The organism is Kitasatospora sp. NPDC004240 (assembly GCF_053603215.1).
In genome coordinates, this window is sequence record NZ_JBSGFD010000080.1 from 14,780 (window position 1) to 37,605 (window position 22,826).

General features: G+C 74.3%; 18 protein-coding genes and 1 pseudogene. 7 read left to right on the top strand and 12 right to left on the bottom strand.

Translation table 11 applies throughout. The annotated features are described in order from the left end of the window. Positions 1-98: 98 nt before the first annotated feature. A complete protein-coding gene (locus ACWEQL_RS22135) occupies positions 99-812 on the top strand; it encodes a hypothetical protein (protein ID WP_452152002.1) in 714 nt (237 codons plus the stop codon). A 52-nt stretch (positions 813-864) separates the two neighbouring features. Here the strand turns inward: ACWEQL_RS22135 and ACWEQL_RS22140 are convergent, their stop codons facing one another. The 3 genes from ACWEQL_RS22140 to ACWEQL_RS22150 form a co-directional block, all read right to left on the bottom strand. Beyond that, complete coding sequence (locus tag ACWEQL_RS22140; RefSeq protein ID WP_452152003.1) at positions 865-1,917, bottom strand: hypothetical protein; 1,053 nt, start codon at positions 1,915-1,917, stop codon at positions 865-867. Between the two features lie 94 nt (positions 1,918-2,011). Further along, positions 2,012-3,622: a hypothetical protein gene (locus ACWEQL_RS22145; protein ID WP_452152004.1), complete on the bottom strand. Its 1,611-nt coding sequence runs from the start codon at positions 3,620-3,622 to the stop codon at positions 2,012-2,014. Between the two features lie 175 nt (positions 3,623-3,797). Then, entirely contained in the window at positions 3,798-5,153 is a 1,356-nt protein-coding gene (locus ACWEQL_RS22150; RefSeq protein WP_452152005.1) for a M14 family metallopeptidase, read from the bottom strand. Between the two features lie 233 nt (positions 5,154-5,386). On the opposite strand from ACWEQL_RS22150, the gene ACWEQL_RS22155 reads away from it, so the two are divergent. Then, positions 5,387-6,697: a glycerophosphodiester phosphodiesterase gene (locus ACWEQL_RS22155; RefSeq protein ID WP_452152006.1), complete on the top strand. Its 1,311-nt coding sequence runs from the start codon at positions 5,387-5,389 to the stop codon at positions 6,695-6,697. A 75-nt stretch (positions 6,698-6,772) separates the two neighbouring features. On the opposite strand, the gene ACWEQL_RS22160 is transcribed toward ACWEQL_RS22155, so the two are convergent. Both ACWEQL_RS22160 and ACWEQL_RS22165 read right to left on the bottom strand, forming a co-directional pair. Continuing rightward, complete coding sequence (locus ACWEQL_RS22160; RefSeq protein WP_452152007.1) at positions 6,773-9,058, bottom strand: transglycosylase domain-containing protein; 2,286 nt, start codon at positions 9,056-9,058, stop codon at positions 6,773-6,775. 180 nt (positions 9,059-9,238) lie between these two features. After that, complete coding sequence (locus ACWEQL_RS22165) at positions 9,239-10,315, bottom strand: hypothetical protein (RefSeq protein WP_452152008.1); 1,077 nt, start codon at positions 10,313-10,315, stop codon at positions 9,239-9,241. A gap of 124 nt (positions 10,316-10,439) precedes the next feature. Between ACWEQL_RS22165 and ACWEQL_RS22170 the strand changes: the two genes are divergently transcribed. Continuing rightward, positions 10,440-11,462 (top strand): SPFH domain-containing protein, encoded by a 1,023-nt coding sequence (locus ACWEQL_RS22170; RefSeq protein ID WP_452152009.1) that lies wholly within the window; start codon positions 10,440-10,442, stop codon positions 11,460-11,462. After that, positions 11,459-12,457 carry a hypothetical protein gene (locus ACWEQL_RS22175; protein ID WP_452152010.1) on the top strand — a complete coding sequence of 333 codons (999 nt, stop codon included), beginning with the start codon at positions 11,459-11,461 and terminating at the stop codon, positions 12,455-12,457. Before ACWEQL_RS22170 ends, ACWEQL_RS22175 begins: the two co-directional genes overlap by 4 nt. A gap of 6 nt (positions 12,458-12,463) precedes the next feature. Here the strand turns inward: ACWEQL_RS22175 and map are convergent, their stop codons facing one another. Then, positions 12,464-13,231, bottom strand: coding sequence for a type I methionyl aminopeptidase (map, locus tag ACWEQL_RS22180; RefSeq protein ID WP_452152011.1), 768 nt, complete (start codon positions 13,229-13,231; stop codon positions 12,464-12,466). 414 nt (positions 13,232-13,645) lie between these two features. Between map and ACWEQL_RS22185 the strand changes: the two genes are divergently transcribed. Beyond that, the gene (locus tag ACWEQL_RS22185; protein ID WP_452152012.1) at positions 13,646-13,918 is read left to right on the top strand and encodes a helix-turn-helix domain-containing protein; all 273 of its coding nucleotides are present in this window, start codon (positions 13,646-13,648) and stop codon (positions 13,916-13,918) included. 68 nt (positions 13,919-13,986) lie between these two features. Here ACWEQL_RS22185 and ACWEQL_RS22190 read toward each other — a convergent pair whose 3' ends face one another. From ACWEQL_RS22190 to ACWEQL_RS22200, 3 genes are all read right to left on the bottom strand, one after another. Then, entirely contained in the window at positions 13,987-14,748 is a 762-nt protein-coding gene (locus tag ACWEQL_RS22190) for an SDR family NAD(P)-dependent oxidoreductase (protein WP_452152013.1), read from the bottom strand. Next, complete coding sequence (locus ACWEQL_RS22195; RefSeq protein ID WP_452152014.1) at positions 14,748-16,145, bottom strand: MFS transporter; 1,398 nt, start codon at positions 16,143-16,145, stop codon at positions 14,748-14,750. The genes ACWEQL_RS22190 and ACWEQL_RS22195 overlap by 1 nt, the downstream gene beginning before the upstream one ends. 233 nt (positions 16,146-16,378) lie before the next feature. Continuing rightward, positions 16,379-16,954 carry a TetR/AcrR family transcriptional regulator gene (locus ACWEQL_RS22200; protein ID WP_452152015.1) on the bottom strand — a complete coding sequence of 192 codons (576 nt, stop codon included), beginning with the start codon at positions 16,952-16,954 and terminating at the stop codon, positions 16,379-16,381. Positions 16,955-17,135: 181 nt separating this feature from the next. Between ACWEQL_RS22200 and ACWEQL_RS22205 the strand changes: the two genes are divergently transcribed. Next, positions 17,136-17,597, top strand: coding sequence for a DoxX family protein (locus tag ACWEQL_RS22205; protein WP_452152016.1), 462 nt, complete (start codon positions 17,136-17,138; stop codon positions 17,595-17,597). 75 nt (positions 17,598-17,672) lie between these two features. Here ACWEQL_RS22205 and ACWEQL_RS22210 read toward each other — a convergent pair whose 3' ends face one another. Both ACWEQL_RS22210 and ACWEQL_RS22215 read right to left on the bottom strand, forming a co-directional pair. Then, the gene (locus ACWEQL_RS22210; RefSeq protein ID WP_452152017.1) at positions 17,673-17,972 is read right to left on the bottom strand and encodes an MTH1187 family thiamine-binding protein; all 300 of its coding nucleotides are present in this window, start codon (positions 17,970-17,972) and stop codon (positions 17,673-17,675) included. A 52-nt stretch (positions 17,973-18,024) separates the two neighbouring features. Continuing rightward, a complete protein-coding gene (locus tag ACWEQL_RS22215; protein WP_452152018.1) occupies positions 18,025-19,656 on the bottom strand; it encodes a SulP family inorganic anion transporter in 1,632 nt (543 codons plus the stop codon). 762 nt (positions 19,657-20,418) lie between these two features. Between ACWEQL_RS22215 and gcl the strand changes: the two genes are divergently transcribed. After that, on the top strand, positions 20,419-22,200 hold the full coding sequence (gene gcl, locus ACWEQL_RS22220) for a glyoxylate carboligase (protein WP_452152019.1): 1,782 nt from the start codon (positions 20,419-20,421) through the stop codon (positions 22,198-22,200). 181 nt (positions 22,201-22,381) lie between these two features. Here the strand turns inward: gcl and ACWEQL_RS22225 are convergent. Then, positions 22,382-22,826 (bottom strand): annotated as a pseudogene (locus ACWEQL_RS22225) (hypothetical protein); the annotation flags it as partial.

Here is a 22,826-nt window from a genome sequence, read left to right on the forward strand (position 1 = left end):
CCGCCGCCCGGGCGGGCCGGGTCACCGGTGGCCCATGTGGCCGGTGGCCCGGGTTGTCGGTGGCCCGGGTTGTCGGTGGCTCCTGTCAGGCTGTGCGCGTGCTGATCGACGGAGACGACCACGGCCCGGCGGTCCCGGGCGAGGAGCTGCTGGACCACCCGGGCTTCTGGGCCGACCACCTGCTGGGGCTGTGCCGGCCGGCGCGGGACGATCCGCGGCCCGAGCCGGAGTGGTTCGGCGCCGACGGGGCCGACCTCGACGCGCTGGACGAGCTCTTGCGGGGCGGGCCCCACGCGACCGTGTTCCGGATACCCTTCGGCGCCGGCCACCAGGTCCTGCTGGTGCACGGCGGCCAGGCCCGGGGCGGCCGCGTGGAGTTCCTGCTCGACCGACCCGACCGGGGCCGGGCCGAGCTGCTCGCCGACTTCGAGGGCGAGCGGTACGGCCCGGGCCTGTCCTGGCGGGAGCTCACCCTGGTGGCGGGCGCCGACGACCCGGACGCGGACGGCGTCCACGACCGGGACGCCCGGCTGCTGCTCCTGCTCCCGCTCCTGAACGCCGACGGGCTGCCGGCACGGGCCGAGGAGCTGGTCCGAGCGGCGCTCGCCGCGGTCGGCGCCCCCGCCGACACGGCCCCGGCCGCGGCCGGGTACCTCCTCGCGGGCGCGCGGAGCGCCCCGTGGCACGACGGTTCCTGGGAGTCCCCGCTCAGCGGCGGCGGGCCGGACGACGCCGGGCCGGACCACGACGACGCCCCGGCGTTGTCCGCCGCGCTACGGGCGCTCGGCGCCACCGGGACCCCGGACGACTGAGCGCGACCCCGGCCACGGGGCCGGGGCGTGCCCGCCCGGGACCGTGCACGGGCTACGCCCGGGCCCGTACGGCGTCGCGCGACGGCGGTCGCTTGTACCGGTAGGGGCAGGCGAGTTGTTCCTGGATGGCGTCGGAGAGCAGGTCCTGCCGGCCCTTGAGGGCGTCCGCGATCTCCTGGTCGAGTGGGAACACCAGCTCCGCCGCGACGTTGTCCTGCACGATCCGGGCGAGGTTGTCGAGGGCGGTGGCGACCGGGTCGGCGGGGGTCTCGGCGGTCGGCAGGTCGAGCAGGTGGGTGTCCACCCGGGCGGGGTCCATGAAACGCCTGATGACGATCGTGTTCTGGTTGAGCACGGAGGTGGTCCAGATCGACAGCACCACGACGTAGAGGTCCTTCCAGCGCTGCTCGCCGACCCGGTCCCGCCAGCGGCGCATGACCGCCGCCACGCCGGCGATCTGGGCCATGGCGGCGTGGTACATGTTCGTGCGGATGTCGTCGTACACGCTGCCGGAGAACTCCGTGAAGGCGGTGATGCCGAAGCTGCCGCGACCCACGCACTCCCCCGCGAAGCGCAGGGCCGCGTCGAGGATCCGTGCGCAGGAGCGCGCGAGTTCGGGCGGCAGGTCGGCGGCCGCGAGCCGGCGGCGGGCGGTGGCGAGCGTGCCCGCGTGGTCCTGGAGCGGGCGGATCCAGCCGTCACCCTCGGGCCCCTTCAGGTACGGCGCGAGGATCGAGAAGGTCCCGAGCGGGACGTGCGCGATCGACTTGGCCAGCTCGAACACCTGCGGGACGGGGTGCAGGCTCTCCCGTTCGCCGCGGTGGACGAGGGTGTAGCGGCCGCCCCGCGAGTCGTTCTGGACGACGATGACCGGGTCGAGCCGCTCGGCGAGCCCGGACTTGAGGGTGGCGTAGTCGCGCCGCATGCCGGCGTTGACCGCGAGGAGCGCCTCCCGCGCCCGCCGGACCGGGTCGGAGAGGTGGGCGACCAGCTCCAGGTCGTGCGGGTCGACGTCCTCGGCGTGGTCGGCATGGTCGTCGCGCGCACCGCGGCCGGGGCAGGCGGTGTTCGGTGCGGTGTCGGTGTTCGGTGGGTTTCCTGTCATGCGGCCACCCTCCCCGTCCCGCGGTCCCGGTCTGAAGGGCCCGTCGTCCCGTTCGTCCGGCCGCGCGGAGGGTCGGCGGAGGGGCGGCGGAGGGTCAGCGCGGGGGTCGGCGCGGCGGGAGTCCGGCGGCCACCGCGAGCCGGTCCAGCTCCGCCACCGGCAGCGAAGGGTTGGCGGCCGCGGCGAAGGCGAGTTCACCGCCGTCCGCGTCCAGGGCGCGGTCGTCCAGCAGGGCGGCCAGCCGGGCCGCGGGGAGGCGGGGATGGCGGGCCGCGGCGGAGCGGACCCGGGCCTCGGGGTCGCGGGTGAGCCGGTCGGCGGGCCCGGGGGCGAGCTCCGGGTCCCGCAGGGCGAGCAGCCGCACCTCGGCCTCCGGGTGGTCGGCGAAGCGGGCCAGTCCCCGGGTGGGGAAGTCCGGGCGGGCCGTCAGTTCCTCGCGGGCCGGCCCCGGGTGGTCGAGGTAGGCGCCCACCAGCAGCTCCGGCGGGGCGTCCGGGTGGTGGAGGGCGAGCAGGACGCGGACGCCGAGGTCGGGGTCCCCGGCGAGGAGCGGCACCAGGTCGGCCGGCAGCCCGGGGTGGCCGGCGGCGTCGCGGCGCAGCAGCGGGTGGCCCGAGGTCGCGAGCCGACGGTGCTCGGCCCCGGTGCGGCCGGTCCGTTCGTACGGGTTCCGGGTGTACGCGTGCTCCTGGGTGACCCGGTAGTCGACGGCGGCGCGTTCGGCCTCGGTCAACGCGGGGTGGCGGGAGATCGCCAGGCGGACGTCGGGGTCGGGGTCGGTGGCGAGGACGGCGCGCTGGGCCGCGGTCAGCGCGGGGTGGCGGGAGATCGTTCGGCGGACGCCCGGGTCGGGATCGGTGACGAGGGCGGCGACCTCGGCGGGGCCGAGGTCGGGACGGTCGGCGGCGACCTCGCGCACATGGGGGTCCCGGTCACGGGTCAGCAGGGCGAGGACGTCGGCGGGCAGGCCGGGGTTCTGGGCGATCATCGCGCGTTCCTCGTCGCGTCCGGAGGCGAGGACGGCGCTCACGGTGGCGGGGTCGAGGAGGCCGTACATCAGCAGGTGGGTCCGCGCGTGGCAGGGCCGGTCGGGGACCGGGCCGGCCGGCTGTGCGGCCCGCTCGGCGGCCTCGCGGACCCGGTCATCGGGGTCGGCGAGCAGGGTCTCGCGTTCCTCGGGGGTGAGGGAGGACCAGCGCAGGGCGCCCTTGATCCGGACCTCGGGCACCGGGTGGGTGTGCATGGTCCGCAGGAACGACCGGTCGGCCACGCGGTACAGCCCGTCCAGGAGCTCGTTCTCGAACTCGGTGAGCATCCGGACGACGGCGGCGTCCGGCAGGGGCCGCGGCTGCGCCCAGGGCGGCGCCGGCATCGCACCGTACGGGCCGTCGCCGAGGGCGGCGCGGACGTGCCACTCGGGGTCGTCCACCAGGTGGGCGCGGTGGGCGGGGTCGGTGTGCGGGTTGCGGGCGAGGAAGCCGCGGGCCCGGGGATCGGAGTGGGCGACGATCGCGTCGACGACGGGCCCGGGCAGCTCGCGGTCACGGCACAGGACCATCCGGACGGCGGGCGGGCCGTCGGCGAGCAGCCGCAGCAGGTGGTCGACGGGGGCCGCCGGGTTGAGGGCGGTCCCGGCCAGCCGGCGGGTGGGCGGGTCGGCCTCGTCCCAGAGTCGTGCCACCACCATGGTTCCCGTCGCGCCCATCCCCCGGTCCTCCCCGTCGTGTCGCCATGACGCCCCCGGACGGGCCGGGGGCGTCGAAGGCGCCGAGCCTACCGCCCGCCCCGGGGAGGGGCGGGCGGCGAGGACTCACCGGGCCGGACCGGGAAGGGCCGGATGTGCGGGCCGTGAGGTCCCGCCGGGCCCGGTGGGCGGCCCGTCAGGTGGCGATGCCGCAGTACTGCTGCTGCTTGCCGATGGCGCGGTAGAGGCAGTCGGCGGTCTCCAGGAGGCGCAGCACGGCCTCGCGGTTGCGGCTGGTCTCGCGCGGGATGACCTCGTCGGGCGGGTAGAAGCCGGAGCTGCCGTTGGGGCCGGGGTACATCTCGAAGGTGTACCCGAAGATCTTGTAGACGCCCCACAGCCAGTCGTCGATGGTGCCGTCGGTGATGTAGAGGTCGCTGGACTGTTCGGGGGTGTAGCCGTTGGTGCCGGCCATGGTGCGGCCGAAGGTGGCGAAGGTGTTGGCCTCGTCGGCGGTCATGCCGGTGGCGGTGTCGTTGTAGGTCCAGCCGAAGGGCCAGAGGACCAGCTGGCTGTAGGTGTGGAAGTCGATGGCGGCGGTGATCTGCTGCTTGCCGCCGACCACCCGGGTGCGGACGAAGTCGGCGACGACCTTGGTCTCGCGGGCGGATTCGGGGGCGCTGCCCCGGTAGGTCTCGCTGGAGGTGGAACCGGAGGAGCCGCCGCAGCAGCCCCACTTGTAGTTCCAGTTGCGGTTGAGGTCGGTGCCGACGCCGCTGCCGCCGGAGTTGGGCTGGCGGTCCTTGCGCCAGCTGCGGTAGCGGCCGGTGGCGATGTCGTACTCGCCGCCGTCGGGGTTGACGTCGGGGACGATCCAGATCTCGCGGGTGTTGACGACGCCGGCGATCCGGCTGTCGGTGGCGTACTTGTCGCCGAACTCGTGCAGCAGGTAGAGCGCCATCTCGACGGTGAGGTGCTCGCGGGCGTGCTGGTGGGCGGTGAAGAGCACCTCGGGTTCGTTCTCGTCGGTGCCGACGTTGTCGCTGATCTTGACGGCGACGATGTCGCGGCCCTCGTAGGACTTGCCGATGACCTGCTTGCGCATGATCGTCGGGTGGGCGGCGACCACGGCGTCGATGTCGGCGGTGGCCTCGGCGTAGTTGTGGTAGCCGGAGTCGGCGCTGGGGAAGTCGTACACGGCCTCCCCGGCCTCGGCGGAGCCGGCGGCGGCCGCGGTGTCCGCGGGGTCGGGCAGCCGGGCCGGGAGCCAGCCGAGGGCGCGCAGCCGGGCGGCCTCGGCGGCGGTCGCGCTGACCACGACCGAGCCGGGGCGGACGGCGTCGACGGAGGCGCCGGTGGCGGCGATCGTGGTGCGGTCGGCGGCGGTGCGGGGGCCTTCCAGGACGTACTGGTGGACGGTGTCGTCGGCCACGACGGCGTCCCGGGCGGGGGTCGCGGTGGCCTGGGTGCTGGTGAGCGGGGCGGCGAGGGCGAGGGCGAGCAGGGCGGCGGTGGCCGCGATCGGCTTGCCCCGGCGACCGGACAGGCGCATGGCTGTCCTCCTGTGGGGGTCCGTGGTGCACGGAAGGGGGAGGAACGGGAGCGCGCGCCAGCACGATGGTGCGCCACTGACATGGGTACGTCAATAATTGGGGGGCCGTCACCTACGGGAACTTCTCCGGCAGTTCGCCCGGCGGCCACCCGACGGGTCGGTCGGGCTCCTAGTCTGCGGGCACACGATCCGATCACCGCACCGGCCGATCGGCCCTGGTCGAAGGAGCTCCCATGACGAACCGTCCGCTCGACGGCAGCCCGGCGCAGGACCCGGACGGCGGGGCGGGGGCGGCCGGCTCCTCGCGCCGCTGGTTCCTGCGCGCGACCGGCGTCGGCCTCGGCGCCGCCGCCCTCGCCACCACCGGCGCCGGCGAGGCCTTCGCCGACCGGCCCGGCGAGAACGGCCAGAACGGCGAGAACGGCCAGGACGGTCAGGACAGCCGGGGCGCCCAGGACGGCGAGCAGTCGGCCGCGCGCGGCACCCGCTCCCCGGTCCGCACCGGCACCGGCCTGGACCGGCTGCCGCACCCGCTGGTGGTCGCCCACCGCGGCGCCTCCGGCTACCGGCCCGAGCACACCATCGGCGCGTACGAGCTGGCGCTCCAGCTGGGCGCCGACGTGATCGAGCAGGACCTGGTGCCGACCAAGGACGGTCACCTGGTGGTCCGCCACGAGAACAACATCGCCGAGACCACCGACGTCGCCGACCACCGCGAGTTCGCCGACCGGAGGACCACGAAGAGCATCGACGGCCAGCAGCAGACCGGCTGGTTCACCGAGGACTTCACCCTCGCCGAGCTGCGCACCCTGCGCACCCGCGAGCGGCTGCCGCAGCAGCGCCAGCGCAACACCCTCTACGACGGCCGCTGGGCGATCCCGACCTTCCGCGAGGTGGCCGAGTACGCCCAGAAGCGCGCCCGTTCACTGGGCCGGGACGTCTGGCTGTACCCGGAGACCAAGCACCCCAGCTACTTCCGCTCGATCGGCCTGCCGCTGGAGGAGCGCCTGGCCACCGAGCTGAAGCGGGCGGGGCTGGCCGGCCGGCGCGGGCGGGCGATCCTGCAGTCCTTCGAGCCGAGCAGCCTGCAGCGGCTCGCCGAGCTCGTCGACAACCCGCGGGTGCAGCTGCTGAGCGGGCCGACCAGCCGCCCGTACGACTTCGTGCTCTCCGGCGACCAGCGCACCGTGGCCGACCTGGTGAAGCCCGAGGGCCTGCGCTGGATCGCCTCCTTCGCGCACGCGATCGGCCCGACCACCACGCTGATCGCCCCGGTCGACGCCACCGGCAAGCTGCTGCCGCCGACCACGCTGGTGCGCGACTCGCACGCGGCCGGCTTGGTGGTGCACCCGTACACCGTCCGCAACGAGAACGGCTTCCTGCCGCTGGACTACCGGCGCGGCACCGACCAGGCCGCCTACGGGGACGCCGTCGGCTGGGCGCGCCACCTGTTCGAGCAGGGCGTGGACGGCTTCTTCACCGACCAGACGGACACCTCGGTCCTGGCCCGTCAGGACTTCTGGTCCGCCAAGGGCGTCGGCTGACGGCCTCGCCGGACGGAAACCGACCGCCCCCGTGACCTCCGGCGGAGGTCACGGGGGCGGTCGCGCGTCGCCGGGTCAGCGCCCGGTGGGCGGCGGCGTGCTGCCGCGGCCCGGGCGACCCGGGCGGGTGGGGCTGTTGTCGCCCGGCCAGCCCGGGAACGTGGCGCCGCCCGAGGGCCAGGTGCCCGGCGTGGTGGAACCGCTGGGCGAACCGCTGGGGTCCTTCGGGTCCTTCTTCGGCATGTCGGGGATGTGGACGGTCCTGAAGTCCACCTCCTTCACCCCCTTGAGCGCCTGGTTCATCGCCGCCTTCCAGATCGGGCCGGGGCCGGTGGCGCCGAACACCTCGTCGTGGAAGACGCCGTTGATCCTGATGTTCTTCATGGACACCCCGCCGGCCGGGCCGCCGAGCCAGACCGAGGTGGCCAGGTTGGCCGTGTAGCCGCTGAACCAGGCCGACTTCTTCTCGTCGGTGGTACCGGTCTTGCCGGCGATCTGGCGGTCGTCGTCCAGGCCGAGGTCGCGGCCGGTGCCGCCCTTCTCGGTCACCCCGAGCAGGACGGTGTTGATCGCGTCGGCGGTGCTCTCGGACATCGCCTGGTTGCACTGCCCGGCCGGGACCGGCACGTCCTTGCCGTCCACGGTGGTGATCTTCGTGATCGCGAGCGGGGTGCAGTACTTGCCGCGCGCGGCGAAGGTCGCGTAGACGTTCGCCATGGTCAGCGGGGACATCTCCTGGGTGCCGAGGCCCATCGACGGCCCCTCCTCCAGCGCCTTGCCGCTCGCCTTGCCGTTGATGCCCAGCTTGTTGGCCATCTGCTTGACGGCGCAGAGGCCGATCTCCTGCTCCATCTGCACGAAGTAGGTGTTGACCGACAGGGCCATCGCCTGCTTGAGGTCGTACGGGCCGATCTCACCGGCCGACTCGTTGGGGACGGTGCGCTCCTTGCCCTTGTAGTTGTTCTTCCACATCCCGTCGCAGGTGCGCATGTTGGGCCACTCGATGCGGTTCTGCGAGGGGTAGATCTGGGTGGGCGGCAGCCCGGCCTCCAGGGCGGCGGCGGCCACGATCGGCTTGAAGGTCGAGCCGGGCTGGAAGCCGTTGCCGCCGCCCATCGCGGCGTCCACGTTCAGGTTGAGGACGGTCTCGTTCTTCGCCGGGTCCAGGCCGTACGGGCGGGTCTGGGCCATCGCCAGGATCTTGCCGGTGCCCGGCTCCATCATGGTGGCGGCCGCCGAGACGGTGTCGGTGACCCGCACCTTGCCGCTCACCGCGTTCTGCGCGGCGGCCTGCTTGACCGGGTCCAGGGTGGTGTAAATATTGAGGCCGCCGAGGTCCCAGAGCTTCTTGCGGTCGGCGGCGGTCTTGCCGAACGCCGGATCCTGCTTGACCACGTGGCGCACGTAGTCGCAGAAGAAGCCCGTCCCCGCGTTGGCCATGATGCAGCCGCTGCGCGGGGCCTGGAAGTTCAGGGCCAGCGGCGTCGCCTTGGCCTCCTTGGCCTGCGCCTCGGTGATGTGCTTGTTCTCCACCATCTTGTCGATCACCACGTCGCGCCGCTTCTGCGCGGCCACCGGGTGCGCCTTGGGGTCGTACTGGGTGGGGTTCTGCACCAGGCCGGCGATCATCGCGGCCTCGGGGACGGTCAGGTCCTTGGCGTGCTTGGCGAAGTAGCGCTGTGCGGCGGCCTCGATGCCGTACGCCTTGTTGCCGTAGAAGGTGATGTTCAGGTAGTTGGTGAGGATCTGGTCCTTGCTCAGGTCCTCCTCCAGCTTGATGGCGACCTTCAGCTCCTGGATCTTGCGGCCCAGGGTCTTGCGCTGCGCCTCGGCGACCTGTTCCTTGTCCTCGCCGGCCTTCTCCACGTTGACGTTCTTCACGTACTGCTGGGTCAGCGTGGAGGCGCCCTGGACGGTGGAGCCGCTCTCGGCGTTCTTGCTGATCGCCCGGAGCACGCCCTTGAGGTCGACGGCGCCGTGCTCGTAGAAGCGGGCGTCCTCGATGTCGACCTGGGCCTGACGGATGGTCTGGCCCATCTGCTCGGCGGTCAGCACCGTGCGGTCGCGCTCGTAGATGGTGGCGATCTTGCCGCCCTGCGCGTCGTAGATGTTGGTGGCCTGCGGCAGCGGCGGGGCGAGGAAGTCGTCCGGCACCTCCTCGAAGCTCTCGACGCCGCTCTTGGCGGTCAGTCCGAGCGCTCCGGCGGCCGGCAGGGCGAGCCCGGCCAGCAGGACACCGGCCAGCGTGCTGTAGCCGAGGAACTTCACCGCGTGCCCGGCGATGGCCAGCGGTGACTGCCGGGGGCGCGGGACCCAGGTGTCGCCCGGGTCCTGGGCAGGTATGGGACGCTTCGGTGACATGCAGGAACACTACGTCCGCGCATACCGGGTATGGGACGCGTGTTCGCCGAGGTTTGTCACAGATCTGCCACAGCTTCACCGGATCCGGAGCGCCTCCCCGCCCGAACCGGCCGGAAGCCGGACAGAACCGTCAGGGCGCGGGACGGTCCGTCAAGGCGTCCGGCGGCGCGGGGCCGAGGGTCAGGAGCGCTTCTTCCTGCGCAGTCCGTACACGGCCCCACCGATCGCGAGCAGGAAGAGCACGCCCAGCGCCTGGTCGGAGGAGCCGGACGAGGACGACCCGCCCGCCGTCCCCGCCGCCCCGGCCGCGGCGGAGCCGGACGGGGCCGGGGCGCCCGCGCCTCCGGAGGGGGCCGTCGTGGGGTCGGCCGCCGGCCGCACGGTGTCCGGGAGTTGGTCGCCGGTCAGCGGGGCGCGCCACACCTGACTGTCCTTGCCCTCGGTGCCGTACAGCACCGCGCGGCCGTCCGCGGTGAAGCTGACCGACTCGCCCTGGCGCTGGAACGGCGCGGTGAGCTGGGCGAGTTGCGCCGGGGCGCCGTCCTTCCACCGGTAGAGGGTGGAGGAGAAGTAGCCGCGCAGTACCAGCCGGGTGCCGTCCGGGGAGAAGGCGCCGTCGGTCACCCAGGGCACCTCGGCGACCCGCCGGAAGGTGTTGACCCCGGTGGTGGAGAGCTTCTCGGGGCCCTGGTACAGCCCGCCGCCGCCCTGGTTCTTGCTGGCGATGTACGCCCGGCCGGTCACCGGGTGAACCATCAGCGCCTCCGCGTCGCGCGGGCCGTCCTCGTACCGGACCTTGTGGCGGACGGTGTCGACGGTCTGGTCGCGCAACTCCTTGGGCTCGGCGAAGGAGTAGATCCACACCTCGGGCCACTTGCCGCCGAGGTTGTCGCCGATGTCGCCGAGGTAGAGCCGGCCGTCCGGGCCCAGCGAGATCGCCTCCACGTCGCGGGGCTGGACCCCGCGCAGGGTGAGGGTCGCGACGGTCTTCCCCTTGGCGTCGACGGCGTAGACGTACGGACCGTCGTCGCTGTCGTTGTGGGTCCAGTGGATGCCCGGGTGGGCCAGGCTGGCGGCGAGGCCGCTGGACTCGGCGATCCGCGGGTCCGTGATGGTGAACAGCTCGCCGGGGCCGTCCGCGGCACGGGCCGCAGGCGCGGCGGGCAGCACCGCGCAGGCGGCCGCCAGCAGGGCCGCCGCCCAGGTCCGCGCCGTCCCACGCGTCCGCCGCGTCCACCGCTCCGCTGTCCTCTGCACACGGCGATCCTGCCACGGCGGGTGGGGCGGGCGGACCACCGCAGGGCTTTTCGTCATCTTGACGAGATCGACCGTGGCGGAATATCGTCTTCCTGACGAAAAGACGCCCGGGAGGGGACCCACCATGGCCGACATCACCAAGCGCTTCGGACTGCGCCACCTGCGCGCCGTCCCCACCGCCCACATCCGCCACCTGCGCCGCGGCGAGGTCGCCCACGAGGGGACGGGCCTCGCCTTCTGGTTCCGGCCGCTCAGCGCCGCGCTCTCCGAGGTACCGGTCGACGACCGCGAACTCGCCATGCTCTTCCACGCCCGCACCTCCGACTTCCAGGACGTCACCGTCCAGGCCACCCTCACCTACCGGATCACCGAACCCGCCGTCGCCGCCACCCGCGTCGACTTCGGCATCGACCCCGACACCGGCGCCTGGCGCGCCGCGCCGCTCGACCAGCTCGCCACCCTGCTCACCGAGACCGCCCAGCAGCACGCCCTCGGCCTGCTCGCCCGCACCCCGCTCGCCACCGCCCTGGTCGACGGCGTCGCCGCCGTCCGCGAACGGATGGCCGACGGCCTCGCCGCCGAACCCCGCATCACCGAGACCGGACTCGCCGTCATCGCCGTCCGGGTCGTCGCCCTGCGCCCCGAACCCGAGGTCGAACGGGCACTGCGCACCCCCGCCCGCGAACTCGTCCAGCAGGAGGCCGACCGGGCCACCTTCGAACGGCGCGCGGTCGCCGTCGAGCACGAACGCGGCATCGCCGAGAACGAGCTCGCCAACCGGATCGAACTCGCCCGCCGCGAGGAGCAGTTGCTCGCCCAGCAGGGCGCCAACAGTCGGCTGGAGGCCGAGGAGAAGGCCGTCGCCGACCGGGTCCGCACCGAGGCGGAGGCCGACCGGCGTACCCGGCTCGCCCAGGCCGAGGCCGACGCCGCCCGGGCCCTCGGCGACGCCCGCGCCGCCGCCGAGGCCGCCTGGCTGGCCGCCCACCAGCAGGCCGACCCGGCCGTGCTGCGCGCGCTCGCCCTGATGCGGTTCGCCGAACACCTGCCCGCCATCGACAGCATCACGCTCACCCCGGACGTGCTCACCGGGCTGCTCGCCAAGCTCGGCCGCACCGACGGCGCCGCGGCCGGGGACCTCCGGTGACCCTCGCGCCCCGGGCGGTCCTGGTCCACCGCCGCACCGAGTACGAGGAGCTGATCGCCCAGCACGGCACGCCCGGCCAGGCCGCGTTCTTCCTCGCCTCGCGCGGCCGCTCGGCCGCCGAGGTCGAGCGGCGCCACCGTCTGCAGGGCGAGGCGCTGGCGCTGGCCGCGGCCGCCGTCCCGCTGGACTGGCGGCGCACCCGGGTCGAACGGGCCGACCTGCCGCGCTTCCTGTTCGAACCCGGGGACGTGGTGGTCGTGGTCGGCCAGGACGGGCTGGTCGCCAACGTGGCCAAGTACCTGTCCGGGCAGCCCGTGATCGGCGTCGACGCCGACCCCGGCCGCAACCCCGGCGTCCTGGTCCGCCACCGCGCCGAGGCGCTGCCCGCCCTGCTGCCCGCCGCGGTGGCGCGCACCGCCGCCGGGCACATCGAGGAGCGCACCATGGTCGAGGCGGTCGCCGACGACACCCAGCGGCTGCTCGCGCTCAACGAGGTGTACCTCGGGCAACCGGGGCACCAGACCGCGCGGTACCGGCTCGCGTTCGGTGAGGTGGGTGGCGGCGCTCCCGGTGGTGGGGACGGCGCCGCGGCCGATGGAGCGGGTGGCGGCGCTCCCGGTGGCCCGGGTGGCGGCGCGGCCGGCCGGGAGGAGGCCGGGGAGGCCCAGGCCTCGTCCGGGGTGCTGATCGGCACCGGGACCGGCGCCACCGGCTGGTGCCGCTCCGCCTGGCTGGAACGCGGCGGCCCGTTCGAGCTGCCCGGTCCGGCCGCCCCCGCGCTCGCCTGGTTCGTCCGGGAGGCCTGGCCCTCCCCCGCCACCGGCACCAGCCGGGTCCACGGGCTGCTGGACGGCGCCCAACGGCTCGTCCTCACGGTGGAGTCGGACCAGCTGGTCGCCTTCGGGGACGGCATCGAGTCGGACGCCCTCCGGCTCACCTGGGGCCAGAGCGTACGGGTCGGCGTCGCGGACACCCGGCTGCGGCTGCTGGGCTGAGCCCGCTCACGGCAGGGTCAGGATCACCGGCCCGTCCTCGGTGATCGCCACCGTGTGCTCCACATGGGCGGCCCGGCTGCCGTCGGCGGTGCGCAGCGTCCACCCGTCGGCGTCGGTGAGGTACCCGTCGCGACCGCCGGCCAGCAGCATCGGCTCGATCGCCAGGACCAGGCCCGGCCGCAGCCGGTAACCACGGCCCGGGCTGCCCTCGTTGGGCACGTGCGGGTCCTCGTGCATCCGCCGGCCGATGCCGTGGCCGCCGAAGCCCTCCAGCATCCCGTACCGACCCCGGCGCGCCACCGTGGCGACGGCGTGCGAGATGTCGCCGATCCGGTTGCCCGGTACGGCCGCCGCGATGCCGGCCGCCAGGGCCCGCCGGGTCGTGTCGATGAGCTCCCGGTCAGCGGGTCGCGGGGCGCCGACGACGAAGCTGACGGCCGCGTCACCGGCCCAGCCGTCGAGGACGGCGCCGACGTCGACGCTCAGCAGGTCGCCGTCGCGCAGCCGGTAGCCGTCCGGGATCCCGTGCACCACGGCGTCGTTGACGGAGGCGCAGATGACGGCCGGGAACGGCACCGGCGCGAAGGAGGGCCGGTACCCGAGGAACGGCGAGCTCGCCCCCGCCTCCCGCAGCACGCCCCTGGCCACCTCGTCCAGCTCCAGCAGGCTCACCCCCACCCCGGCCGCCTCCCGCACCGCCGCCAACGCCCGCGCCACCACCCGCCCGGACTCCCGCATCGCCCCGAGCGCCGCCTCCGACTTGAGCTCCACCATGCCGCTGCCTCCCCTATTGGTTCGCCAATTCTTATACCGGTATTTCTATCACGGTCTGCCGGGTGGCGGAGGTGGGGTGCGCTCCGCGCGGGGGCGAGGGGCGGGATGGCGGCGCTCCGCGAGGGGACGGACGGGCGCCCGCGAGGAACGGCGGCGCCCGGCGCGGGAACGGGCGGGCGGGCGACAGGGGGCGGCGGACGCGAAGGGAAGTGACGAGGAACGGCGACACCTCCCACGGGGACGGGTCGGCGACACAGGGGGCTACAGGCATGACGGGAACGGCGGGAGGCCGCGAGCAGAGCCGGCGGGAGGCGGCACGCCCCGGCAGGCGGGAGGACGGCGGCCGTACGCACGTACGGTGCCCGAACGACCGACCGGACGGTGGGGCGGTGTCGAGGGGCTACAGTGGGCGGCATGGTGAGGACCCCGCTGACCCCCTGGGAACGTGAGCGCGGCGAGCGTTTCGGTGCGCTGCTGCGTGGGGCGCGCGGCGAGCGCAGCATGGTCGAGGTGGCGGCCGCCGCCGGGGTGTCCGCCGAGACCCTGCGCAAGATCGAGACCGGTCGCGCCCCCACGCCCGCGTTCTTCACCGTGGCCGCGCTGGCCCACGCACTCGGCCTGTCCCTGGACGAACTGGCCGCCGTCTGCGCCGAGACCGGCGAGGACCCGCAGGCGTTGTCCGCCTGACCCGCGAGCACGCGAGGGGGTGATCCGCCGGAGGCCGGCGGATCACCCCCTCGACGGTGCGGTGTGGTTCAGGCGGAGACGCCTCCGTCGAGGACGAGGTCCGCGCCGACGGTGTACGCGGCCTCGTCCGAGGCGAGGTGGAGGACGGCCGCGGCGATCTCCTCGACCCGGCCGGCGCGGCCGACCGGCACCTGCTCCTTCATCCGGTCGGCCTTGTCGGCGGCGTTCTCGCCGGGCCGCGAGGACATCGGGGTGTCCACCGGGCCGGGGCTGACGGAGTTGATCCGCACGCCGTCAGCGATGTGGTCGCGGGCCGCGCTACGGGTGAGCGTGGCGACGGCGGCCTTGGTGGTGGCGTAGGCGCCGAGGGACGGGACACGGACGTGGGTGCCCAGGTTGGAGGAGATGTTGACGATGGCTCCGCCGCCGTGGGCCCGCATGTGGGCGATCTCGTGCTTCATCGGGAGCCAGGTGCCGGTGAGGTTGACGTCGAGGAGCCGGCGCCAGTCGTCCTCCTCGATGTCGGCGACGGGGGCTATCGCGGCGAGCGCGCCGGCGTTGTTGACCGCCACGTCGAGGGCGCCGAACCCCTCCACCACCTCACGGACCAGCCGGGCCGCGTCCTGCCCCCGGGTCACGTCGGCGGTCACGGCGAGCGCCCGGCCGCCCTCGGCCTCGATGAGCGCCACGGTCTCGGCGAGCGTGCCCGCGGTGCGACCGGCGACGGCGACCCGGGCACCCTCCCGGGCGAAGGCGAGCGCGATGGCCCGGCCGATGCCGGTGCCACCACCGGTGACGAGGACGGACTTGTCGGTGAATCGTGCGGTCATCACACGTACTCCTCGGTGCGCTGGTGCGGGGTCCCGTGCGGGATCCCGGTCGGGACGGTGCGGGGGTTCTCGGGGCCGGCCGGGCGGGAGGCGCGGCGGGCCAGGACGGTGACGGCGGCGGCGGTGAGGGCCAGGCCGGCCGCCGCCGCGGCGAAGGCGGCCGCGTAGCCGCCGACGACGGTCGGTCGGGTGGCGGCGAGCGCCATCAGGGCGGCGAGCACGGTGGTGGGGCCGAGCTCCATCGCGGTGTTCAGGACGCCGGCGGCCAGCCCGGTGCGCTCGGGCGCCACGCCGTCGGTGGCGAGCACCGCGGCGCCGGCGAAGGCGAGTCCGGCGCCGGCCGGCAGCAGGACCAGGCCGGGCAGCAGCCCGGCGGCGTACCCCGTGTCGGGGGCGATCCCGGTGAGCAGTCCCAGTCCGGCCGCCGCGAGGGCCAGCCCGGTGGCGGTGACGGTCCGGGCGCCGTGACGGGCGATCAGCGGGCCGGCCGCCCGGCCCGCGGCGACCAGGACGGCGGCGTACGGGAGGAAGGCGGCCGAGACGGCGGACCCACTCCAGCCGCGCTGCTGCTGGAGGTGGAGCGCGAGCAGCAGCGAGGCCAGGCCGGTGCCGGCGGCGGTGGCCATGACGGCGGCGAGACCGGCGACCCTGGTCCGGTCGGCGAGGAAGCCGGGCGGGAGCAGCGGGTCGCGGGTGCGGCGTTCGGCGGCGGCGAAGACGGCCAGCAGCAGGGTGCCGAGGACGAGCGGAAGCAGGACGACGCCCTCCCGCCACTGGTGCTCGCCGTACTCGATCAGGCCGTAACTGGCCGCGCAGATACCGGCGGTGGCCAGGGCGGCGCCGCGCAGGTCGAGGGCGGGCGGGGTGGTCGCGGCGGGTGCGGCGGGCGGGAGGAGCCGGCCGGAAAGGGCCAGCCCGAGCAGTGCGACCAGGACGGGAACGGCGAACAGCCAGCGCCAGGAGACCCAGGCGGCGACCACGCCGGAGAGCAGGTTGCCGCAGGTGGCGCCGAGGACGGAGAGGCCGCCCCAGGTGGCCATCGCCCGTCCGTAGGCGTCGGGCCGGGGGTGGAGCGCGCGGACCACGGCGACGGCGGCGGGGGCGACCAGGGCCGCGCCGACGCCCTGGGTGAAGCGGGTGGCCAGCAGGACGGTGAAGCCGGGGGCGAGCGCGGCGGCCACCGAGGAGACGGCGAGGAGCGCGAGGCCGGCCCGGAGCAGCCGGCGGCCGCCGTAGCGGTCGGTGAGCCGGCCGCCGAGCAGCAGCAGGGAACTGAAGGAAAGTCCGTAGGCGGCACTGAGCAGCAGGACGCCGGACGGGCCGAGGTCGAACTCGCGGGCGACCACCGGCAGCGGCACGGTGAGGATCATGATCGTGAAGATCAGTGTCGCCTGCACGGCGCCGAGTAGTGCGAAGCCGGACCTCGCGCGGCTCGCCCCCGCGGCTCCCGGTGGGGCGGCGCCAGGTCGTAAGGCCTGGGATTCCATGGTTTCAACCCCCGAAACTATATTGACCGTTCGATCCAATATCGGCGCAGCGAACCGCCGAAGCCCGGACCACCGACCGAGCAAGCCCGGCCCAGCGACCCCGGTCGAGCAGCCCCCGGACGAGCACCCCGGCCCGGCGGCCCTCAGCCGAGCAGCGCGAGCCCCTGCTCGGCGGCGTCGCGCAGCCGCGGCCAGCCCTCGCCGGTCTTGCCGACCACCCGCATGCCCTGGAGCAGCACCAGCAGCATCCGGGCGACGGCACGCGGATCGCGGCCGGCGGGCAGTTCGCCCTGCGCCGCGGCCCGGACCAGGGCGGTGGTCAGCAGGGTCTCCAGGTAGCCCCAGCTGGTCTCCACCCTGCGCGCCAGCACCGGGTCACGCGGGGCGAGTTCGACCGCGGTGTTCGCGATGAAGCAGCCCCGCCCGTCCTCGGCGGACTCCCGGGCGTAGCGCAGCACCAGCGCGCGGACGGCCGGCAGCACCGGGCCGGGCCGGGACAGCTCGGCGAGCAGCGTGGGCTCGTTCTGCTCGCCGTAGCGCTCCAGCGCGCGCAGGTAGAGCTCGCGCTTGCTGCCGAAGGTGGCGTAGATGCTGGCCCGGGCGATGCCCAGGCCCTCGACCAGGTCGGCCATCGAGGTGGCCTCGTAGCCGCGCTCCCAGAACAGCTCCAGGGCCGACTGCAGAGCGGCGTCCGGGTCGAATTCCTTGGTCCGTGCCATGTCCTGAACCCTAGTCATATCCAGACCGACCGGTCAAGAATCCGAGGAGCGCCGACCCGGGATCCCGCATTCTCCGTAGCGGATCCAGCCGGGTGCCGAGTTGTCCGGGTATTGTCAATTGGACTAGACCAAAGCTACCCTTACCGCCTCTTGCCTGTCCCCCACACAGGAGGCATCCCCCATGCCAGCGATCCCCAACTCAGCGCTCCAGAGCGCCCGTCCACTGGTGCTGACGGCCTATCGGGTCGTCGTCGGACTTCTCTTCGCCTGCCACGGCGCGGCCTCCCTCTTCGGCGTGTTCGGCGGCGCCAAGGGCGGCGGCACCATCCCGGCCGGCCAGTGGCCCGGCTGGTACGCCGCCGTCATCCAGCTGATCGGCGGCGTCCTGGTGCTGGTCGGCCTCGGCACCCGCACCTCGGCGGTCATCTGCTCCGGCTCCATGGCGTACGCCTACTTCACCGTCCACCAGGAGCACGCGCTCCTGCCGATCCAGAACGGCGGCGAGGCCTCGGCCATGTTCGCCTGGGCCTTCCTCGCCATCGCGGCGCTCGGCCCCGGCCCGTTCGCCCTGGACCAGCTGCTACCCACGTCCGGCACCCGCCTCGAACGACAGTCCGCCCGGGCCACCCAGCACGCGGCCTGACCGGCACCCACCCGCGCGACCGTCACCGGCCGCCGCCCGTCCCCTACCGGACGGACGGCGGCCGGTGACGCCCGGTCAGTGATCCGCCCCCAGGTGCCGCTCCACTGAGGCCACCTTGGCGGTGAGCCCGTCCGTCACGCCGGCCCGGTCATCGATCTTGATCACGGTGCTGACCCGGCCGCTGTACCGCTTCACCGCCTCGATGGCCGCGTGGATCACCGGCATCACCTCGTCCCACTCCCCCTCGACGCTGGTGAACATCGCGTCCGTACGGTTGGGCAGCCCGCTCTCGCGGACCACCCTCACGGCGGCGGCGACCGCCTCCCCGACGTCCTCACCGATCCCCAACGGGGTGACCGAAAACGCTGCGATCACGGCTCTCCTGCTCCTCTCGCCCCATCATTGGGCGATCAACCTACCCCGCACGTCACCCCACGGTCGGCAGTGGCGGCTCGACCGCGAGCGGGGCGGTGCTGCGGGCCCGGTGCTGGGCCGCCCAGGTGGTGAGGGCGACCGTGCAGGCGTGGTCCAGGTGGCGCAGCCCGGACCAGTCGAGCTCCACCGGGCGGTCGGCGGGCAGCCGCTCCAGGGTGTCGAGCAGCCGGGGCAGCCGGAGGAAGGTGGCGTTCCCGCTCAGCCGGACCCGCAGCGGGGCCTCGACGGTACCGATGCCGCACTCGGCGGCGGATTCGGCACCGGCGGCCGGAGCGGCCGGGTCGTCCACGCCGATGTGCAGGTGGGAGGTCTGCCAGGCCGACTTGACCACCGCCAGGCCGATGCCGAGCAGCACCCCCTGGAACAGGTCGGTGGTGATGATCGCGACCGCCGTCACCCCGAGGACGAGGGCCTCGCCGCGGTGCTCGCGGCCCAGCGCGACGATCCGCCGCACCGGCACCAGCTTGGCACCCGCGTGCACCAGCACCGCGGCCAGCGCCGCCAGCGGGATCAGTCCCAGCGCGGCGGGCAGCAGCGCGGCGAACAGCAGCAGCCACAGGCCGTGCAGGACGCGGGAGGCCTTGGTGCGGGCGCCGGCCTGGACGTTGGCGGCGCTGCGGACGATCACCGCGGTCATCGGCAGCGCGCCGAGCAGGCCGCAGATCGCGTTGCCGACGCCCTGCGCGGTGAGCTCGCGGTCGTACTCGGTGCGCGGGCCCTGGTGCATCCGGTCGACGGCGGCGGCGCTGAAGAGGGTCTCGGCGGAGGCGATCAGGGTGAAGGCGAGGAGGGTGCCGAGGCCGGCGGTGCCGGCCAGCGCACCGAGCGCGGCCCGGTCCGGCAGCTCGACCACGTCGAGCAGGCCGGCCACCTCGACCCGGGCGACCGGCAGGCCCGCCACCGCGGTGACGGCGGCGGCGAGCCCGACGGCGCCGAGTGGGCCGGGCAACAGCCTCACCCGCGCCGGCAGGTACGGCCAGAGCACCAGGGTGAGCAGGGTCGCCACGCCGACGCCCACCGCGGCCGGGGCGGCGGACCCGGTCGCGGCGTCCCCCAGCAGGGCGGGCAGGCCGGCGATCTTCTCCGGACCGCTCGCGGGCGCCCGGCGGTCGGCCATCGCGTAGAGCTGCCCGAACAGCAGGGTCAGCCCGATGCCGGCCAGCATGCCGTGCACCACGGAGGCCGACATGGCCCGGAACCACCCGCCCAACCGCAGCGCTCCCATGGCGAGTTGGAGCAGTCCGGTGGCGAGCACCAGCACCCCGAGGGCGCTCTGCCCGTACTCCTGCACGGCCTCGTACACCAGCACGGTGAGCCCGGCGGCCGGACCGCTGACCTGGAGGCTGCTGCCGGGCAGGGCGCCGACCACCAGGCCGCCGACGATACCGGTGACCAGGCCGAGTTCGGCGGGCACACCGGAGGCGACGGCGACGCCGACGCAGAGCGGGACGGCGACCAGGAAGACCACCAACGAGGCCGGCAGGTCGTGGCGCCAGGGGACGGCGCGCAGCGCGCGCGACACCCGGCCCGTCGGGCGACAGGACCGGCCGGTGCGGCGGGGACGGGCGCGGCCGGGCGGCGCGTTCTCGTGGGGGCGGCCCGGCGGGCTCTTCGGACGGTCCATGGGTGCGTTCCTTCCGCGCGCCCGCCGGCGGCGGACGTGCTGGTGCGACGGGGGTCCCGTGCCGGCCGGACGGCCGGCGGGGCGGTGCGGTGGTGGGGTGATGCGGTGGCGGCCGGCGGGTGACCGGCGGAGGCGACGGAACGGGGCACGGCCGCCCGGATGACGCGGGCGGCGGCGCGGCGGCGGGGCGCGCTCCGTCGGATGCGTGGCGTCGAAGGTGGCGCGGGGCGTCGGAACGGACGTCGTCGGATGCATGACGGGGTCGTGCGGGCGCGGACGCCGGCGCGAACCCCCCGGCCGCGGCCCCTGATTGGAAACGGTAACCATGTCGGCCCGGCGTGCCACCGACGGTACCCAGGGCGCCCGAACGGGCCGACCTCGCACACGAACCCTTCACCGGGACACCACGCCGGGCACGCTTCCTGGCCCGGAACCGGCCACTCCACGGGCACGCCAGTTCGCGGAACGAGCGGGTATGCGAACCACGGGCCGCGCCACCACCCAGGGGTCACTTGCAGCAATAGACGAGGACGGGCGCCGTGGACACCCGGAGGACTGGAGGAAGCACCCTGGAGCGCCCCCGACCTGCCGTGTCAGCCTGGCGGAACACCCTCACCCCTTCAACACTTCGTTGAATCCACCCTTGACGCCCCGACAGGCTCCGCCCTACCTTGTTTCCGCATACAGAAACCGTTCTTCCGTATGGTGGAATTCAGGAGATGAGCCCTCCGAGCCACTGCGGGCCGACGCAGGAGAGACCCGATGCCTCGTATGACAGCCGCCCGCGCGGCCGTGGAGATCCTCAAGCTCGAAGGCGTTGAGGTCGCGTTCGGCGTGCCCGGCGCGGCGATCAACCCGTTCTACGCCGCCCTCAAGGCCTCCGGCGGCATCAAGCACACGCTGGCCCGCCACGTCGAGGGCGCCTCGCACATGGCCGAGGGCTACACCCGGGCCGAGGCCGGCAACATCGGTGTCTGCATCGGCACCTCCGGCCCGGCCGGCACCGACATGATCACCGGCCTCTACTCGGCGAGCGCCGACTCGATCCCGATCCTCTGCATCACCGGCCAGGCGCCCGTCGCCCGGCTGCACAAGGAGGACTTCCAGGCCGTCGACATCGCCTCGATCGCCAAGCCGGTCTCGAAGGCCGCGACCACCGTCCTGGAGGCCGCGCAGGTCCCCGGCGTGTTCCAGCAGGCCTTCCACCTGATGCGCTCCGGCCGCCCCGGCCCGGTCCTGATCGACCTGCCGATCGACGTCCAGCTCACCGAGATCGACTTCGACCCGGAGGCGTACCAGCCGCTGCCGGTCTACAAGCCGGCCGCCAACCGGATCCAGATCGAGAAGGCCATCGCGCTGCTCCAGGCGTCGGAGCGCCCGCTGATCGTCGCCGGCGGCGGCGTCATCAACGCCGACGCCGCCGAGCTGCTGGTCGAGTTCGCCGAGCTGACCGGCGTCCCGGTGGTCCCGACCCTGATGGGCTGGGGCGTCATCCCGGACGACCACGAGCTGAACGCCGGCATGGTCGGCCTGCAGACCTCCCACCGCTACGGCAACGAGAACTTCCTCGCCTCCGACTTCGTCCTGGGCATCGGCAATCGCTGGGCCAACCGCCACACCGGCGGCCTGGAGGTCTACACGGCCGGCCGCACGTTCGTCCACGTCGACGTCGAGCCCACCCAGATCGGCCGGATCTTCGCCCCCGACCTGGGCATCGCCTCCGACGCGAAGGCCGCGCTGGAGCTGTTCGTCGAGGTCGCCGGGGAGCTCAAGGCCGCCGGCGCCCTCAAGGACCGCGCCGAGTGGGCCGCCTCCACCCAGGAGCGCCGGGCCACCCTGCAGCGCCGCACCCACTTCGACGACGTGCCGCTCAAGCCGCAGCGCGTCTACGAGGAGATGAACAAGGCCTTCGGCCCGGAGACCCGGTACGTCACCACCATCGGCCTCTCCCAGATCGCCGGCGCCCAGATGCTGCACGTCTACAAGCCGCGGCACTGGATCAACTGCGGCCAGGCCGGCCCGCTCGGCTGGACCATCCCGGCCGCCCTCGGCGTCGCCACCGCCGACCCCGAGGGCCAGGTCGTCGCGCTCTCCGGCGACTACGACTTCCAGTTCATGATCGAGGAGCTGGCGGTCGGCGCCCAGCACCGGATCCCCTACGTCCACGTCCTGGTGAACAACTCCTACCTGGGGCTGATCCGCCAGGCGCAGCGCAACTTCGACATCGACTTCCAGGTCAAGCTGGAGTTCGAGAACCTCAACTCGCCGGAGCTGGGCGTCTACGGCGTCGACCACGTGAAGGTCGCCGAGGGGCTGGGCTGCAAGGCGATCCGGGTCACCGAGCCGGAGGGCCTGCTGCCGGCGCTGGAGGAGGCCAAGAAGCTGGCCGCCGAGTTCCGCGTCCCGGTCGTCGTCGAGGCCATCCTGGAGCGCGTCACCAACATCTCGATGAGCGGCAACGACATCGACAAGGTGAACGAGTTCGAGGAGCTCGCCACCCTGCCGGAGCACGCCCCGACCGCGATCAGGACCCTCAAGGCCTGAACCGCCGCACCGTCGGCGCCCCCGCCGATGAACCGATGAGCCGATGAACCGCCGGTCCCGGGTCCCCGTCCGACCGCCGACCCGCCGGGCCCGGCCGAGCTGTGGAGCACCCCACGCAGCACGGCCTGGCCCGGCGGCGTTCCCGCCCCGGTGCCCGCGGGCCCGGCGGCGGCCCGGTGTGTCAGCGACGGCAGGTGTAGGTGAAGGAGGCCGCCGCGCCGTGCCGTCCGGGCGCGAGGATCTCGACGGTCGCGGTGGCCCGCATCGTCCCCGGCCCGTCGAAGGTCCAGCGCAGCACCAGCTCCGTCCGGTGCTCCCCCGAGTGGACCGGCTGGGACAGCTCGGCGGAGGTGGTCCCGTCGCTGCGCAGCCAGCGGTAGCGCACCGTGCCCGCGTGGCCGTTGGTGGTCACGGCCGCCTTGAGGACGGCCGTTCCCCCGCAGGGCGGGCCGTCCGCCGGGTCGGCCGTGACGGTGACGCCGGTGACCTCCAGCGGCGGTTCGGAGCGGCAGCGGGTGAGGAAGGCCAGCAGCGCGATCAGTACGGCCGCCGGCACCAGCCAGCGCATCGCCCGGCGGCGGCGCTCCCGCCGCTTCCGGTCGGCCGCCGCGGCCGTACCGTGCCAG

Excerpts from the sequence above, each read along its gene's own strand:
- ACWEQL_RS22140 (WP_452152003.1), bottom strand. The coding sequence starts at position 1,917 with ATGACAGGAAACCCACCGAACACCGACACCGCACCGAACACCGCCTGC.
- map (WP_452152011.1), bottom strand. The coding sequence starts at position 13,231 with ATGGTGGAGCTCAAGTCGGAGGCGGCGCTCGGGGCGATGCGGGAGTCC.
- ACWEQL_RS22155 (WP_452152006.1), top strand. The coding sequence starts at position 5,387 with ATGACGAACCGTCCGCTCGACGGCAGCCCGGCGCAGGACCCGGACGGC.
- ACWEQL_RS22160 (WP_452152007.1), bottom strand. The coding sequence starts at position 9,058 with ATGTCACCGAAGCGTCCCATACCTGCCCAGGACCCGGGCGACACCTGG.
- ACWEQL_RS22185 (WP_452152012.1), top strand. The coding sequence starts at position 13,646 with ATGGTGAGGACCCCGCTGACCCCCTGGGAACGTGAGCGCGGCGAGCGT.
- ACWEQL_RS22145 (WP_452152004.1), bottom strand. The coding sequence starts at position 3,622 with ATGGGCGCGACGGGAACCATGGTGGTGGCACGACTCTGGGACGAGGCC.
- ACWEQL_RS22150 (WP_452152005.1), bottom strand. The coding sequence starts at position 5,153 with ATGCGCCTGTCCGGTCGCCGGGGCAAGCCGATCGCGGCCACCGCCGCC.
- ACWEQL_RS22205 (WP_452152016.1), top strand. The coding sequence starts at position 17,136 with ATGCCAGCGATCCCCAACTCAGCGCTCCAGAGCGCCCGTCCACTGGTG.
- ACWEQL_RS22170 (WP_452152009.1), top strand. The coding sequence starts at position 10,440 with ATGGCCGACATCACCAAGCGCTTCGGACTGCGCCACCTGCGCGCCGTC.
- ACWEQL_RS22200 (WP_452152015.1), bottom strand. The coding sequence starts at position 16,954 with ATGGCACGGACCAAGGAATTCGACCCGGACGCCGCTCTGCAGTCGGCC.
- gcl (WP_452152019.1), top strand. The coding sequence starts at position 20,419 with ATGCCTCGTATGACAGCCGCCCGCGCGGCCGTGGAGATCCTCAAGCTC.
- ACWEQL_RS22190 (WP_452152013.1), bottom strand. The coding sequence starts at position 14,748 with ATGACCGCACGATTCACCGACAAGTCCGTCCTCGTCACCGGTGGTGGC.
- ACWEQL_RS22215 (WP_452152018.1), bottom strand. The coding sequence starts at position 19,656 with ATGGACCGTCCGAAGAGCCCGCCGGGCCGCCCCCACGAGAACGCGCCG.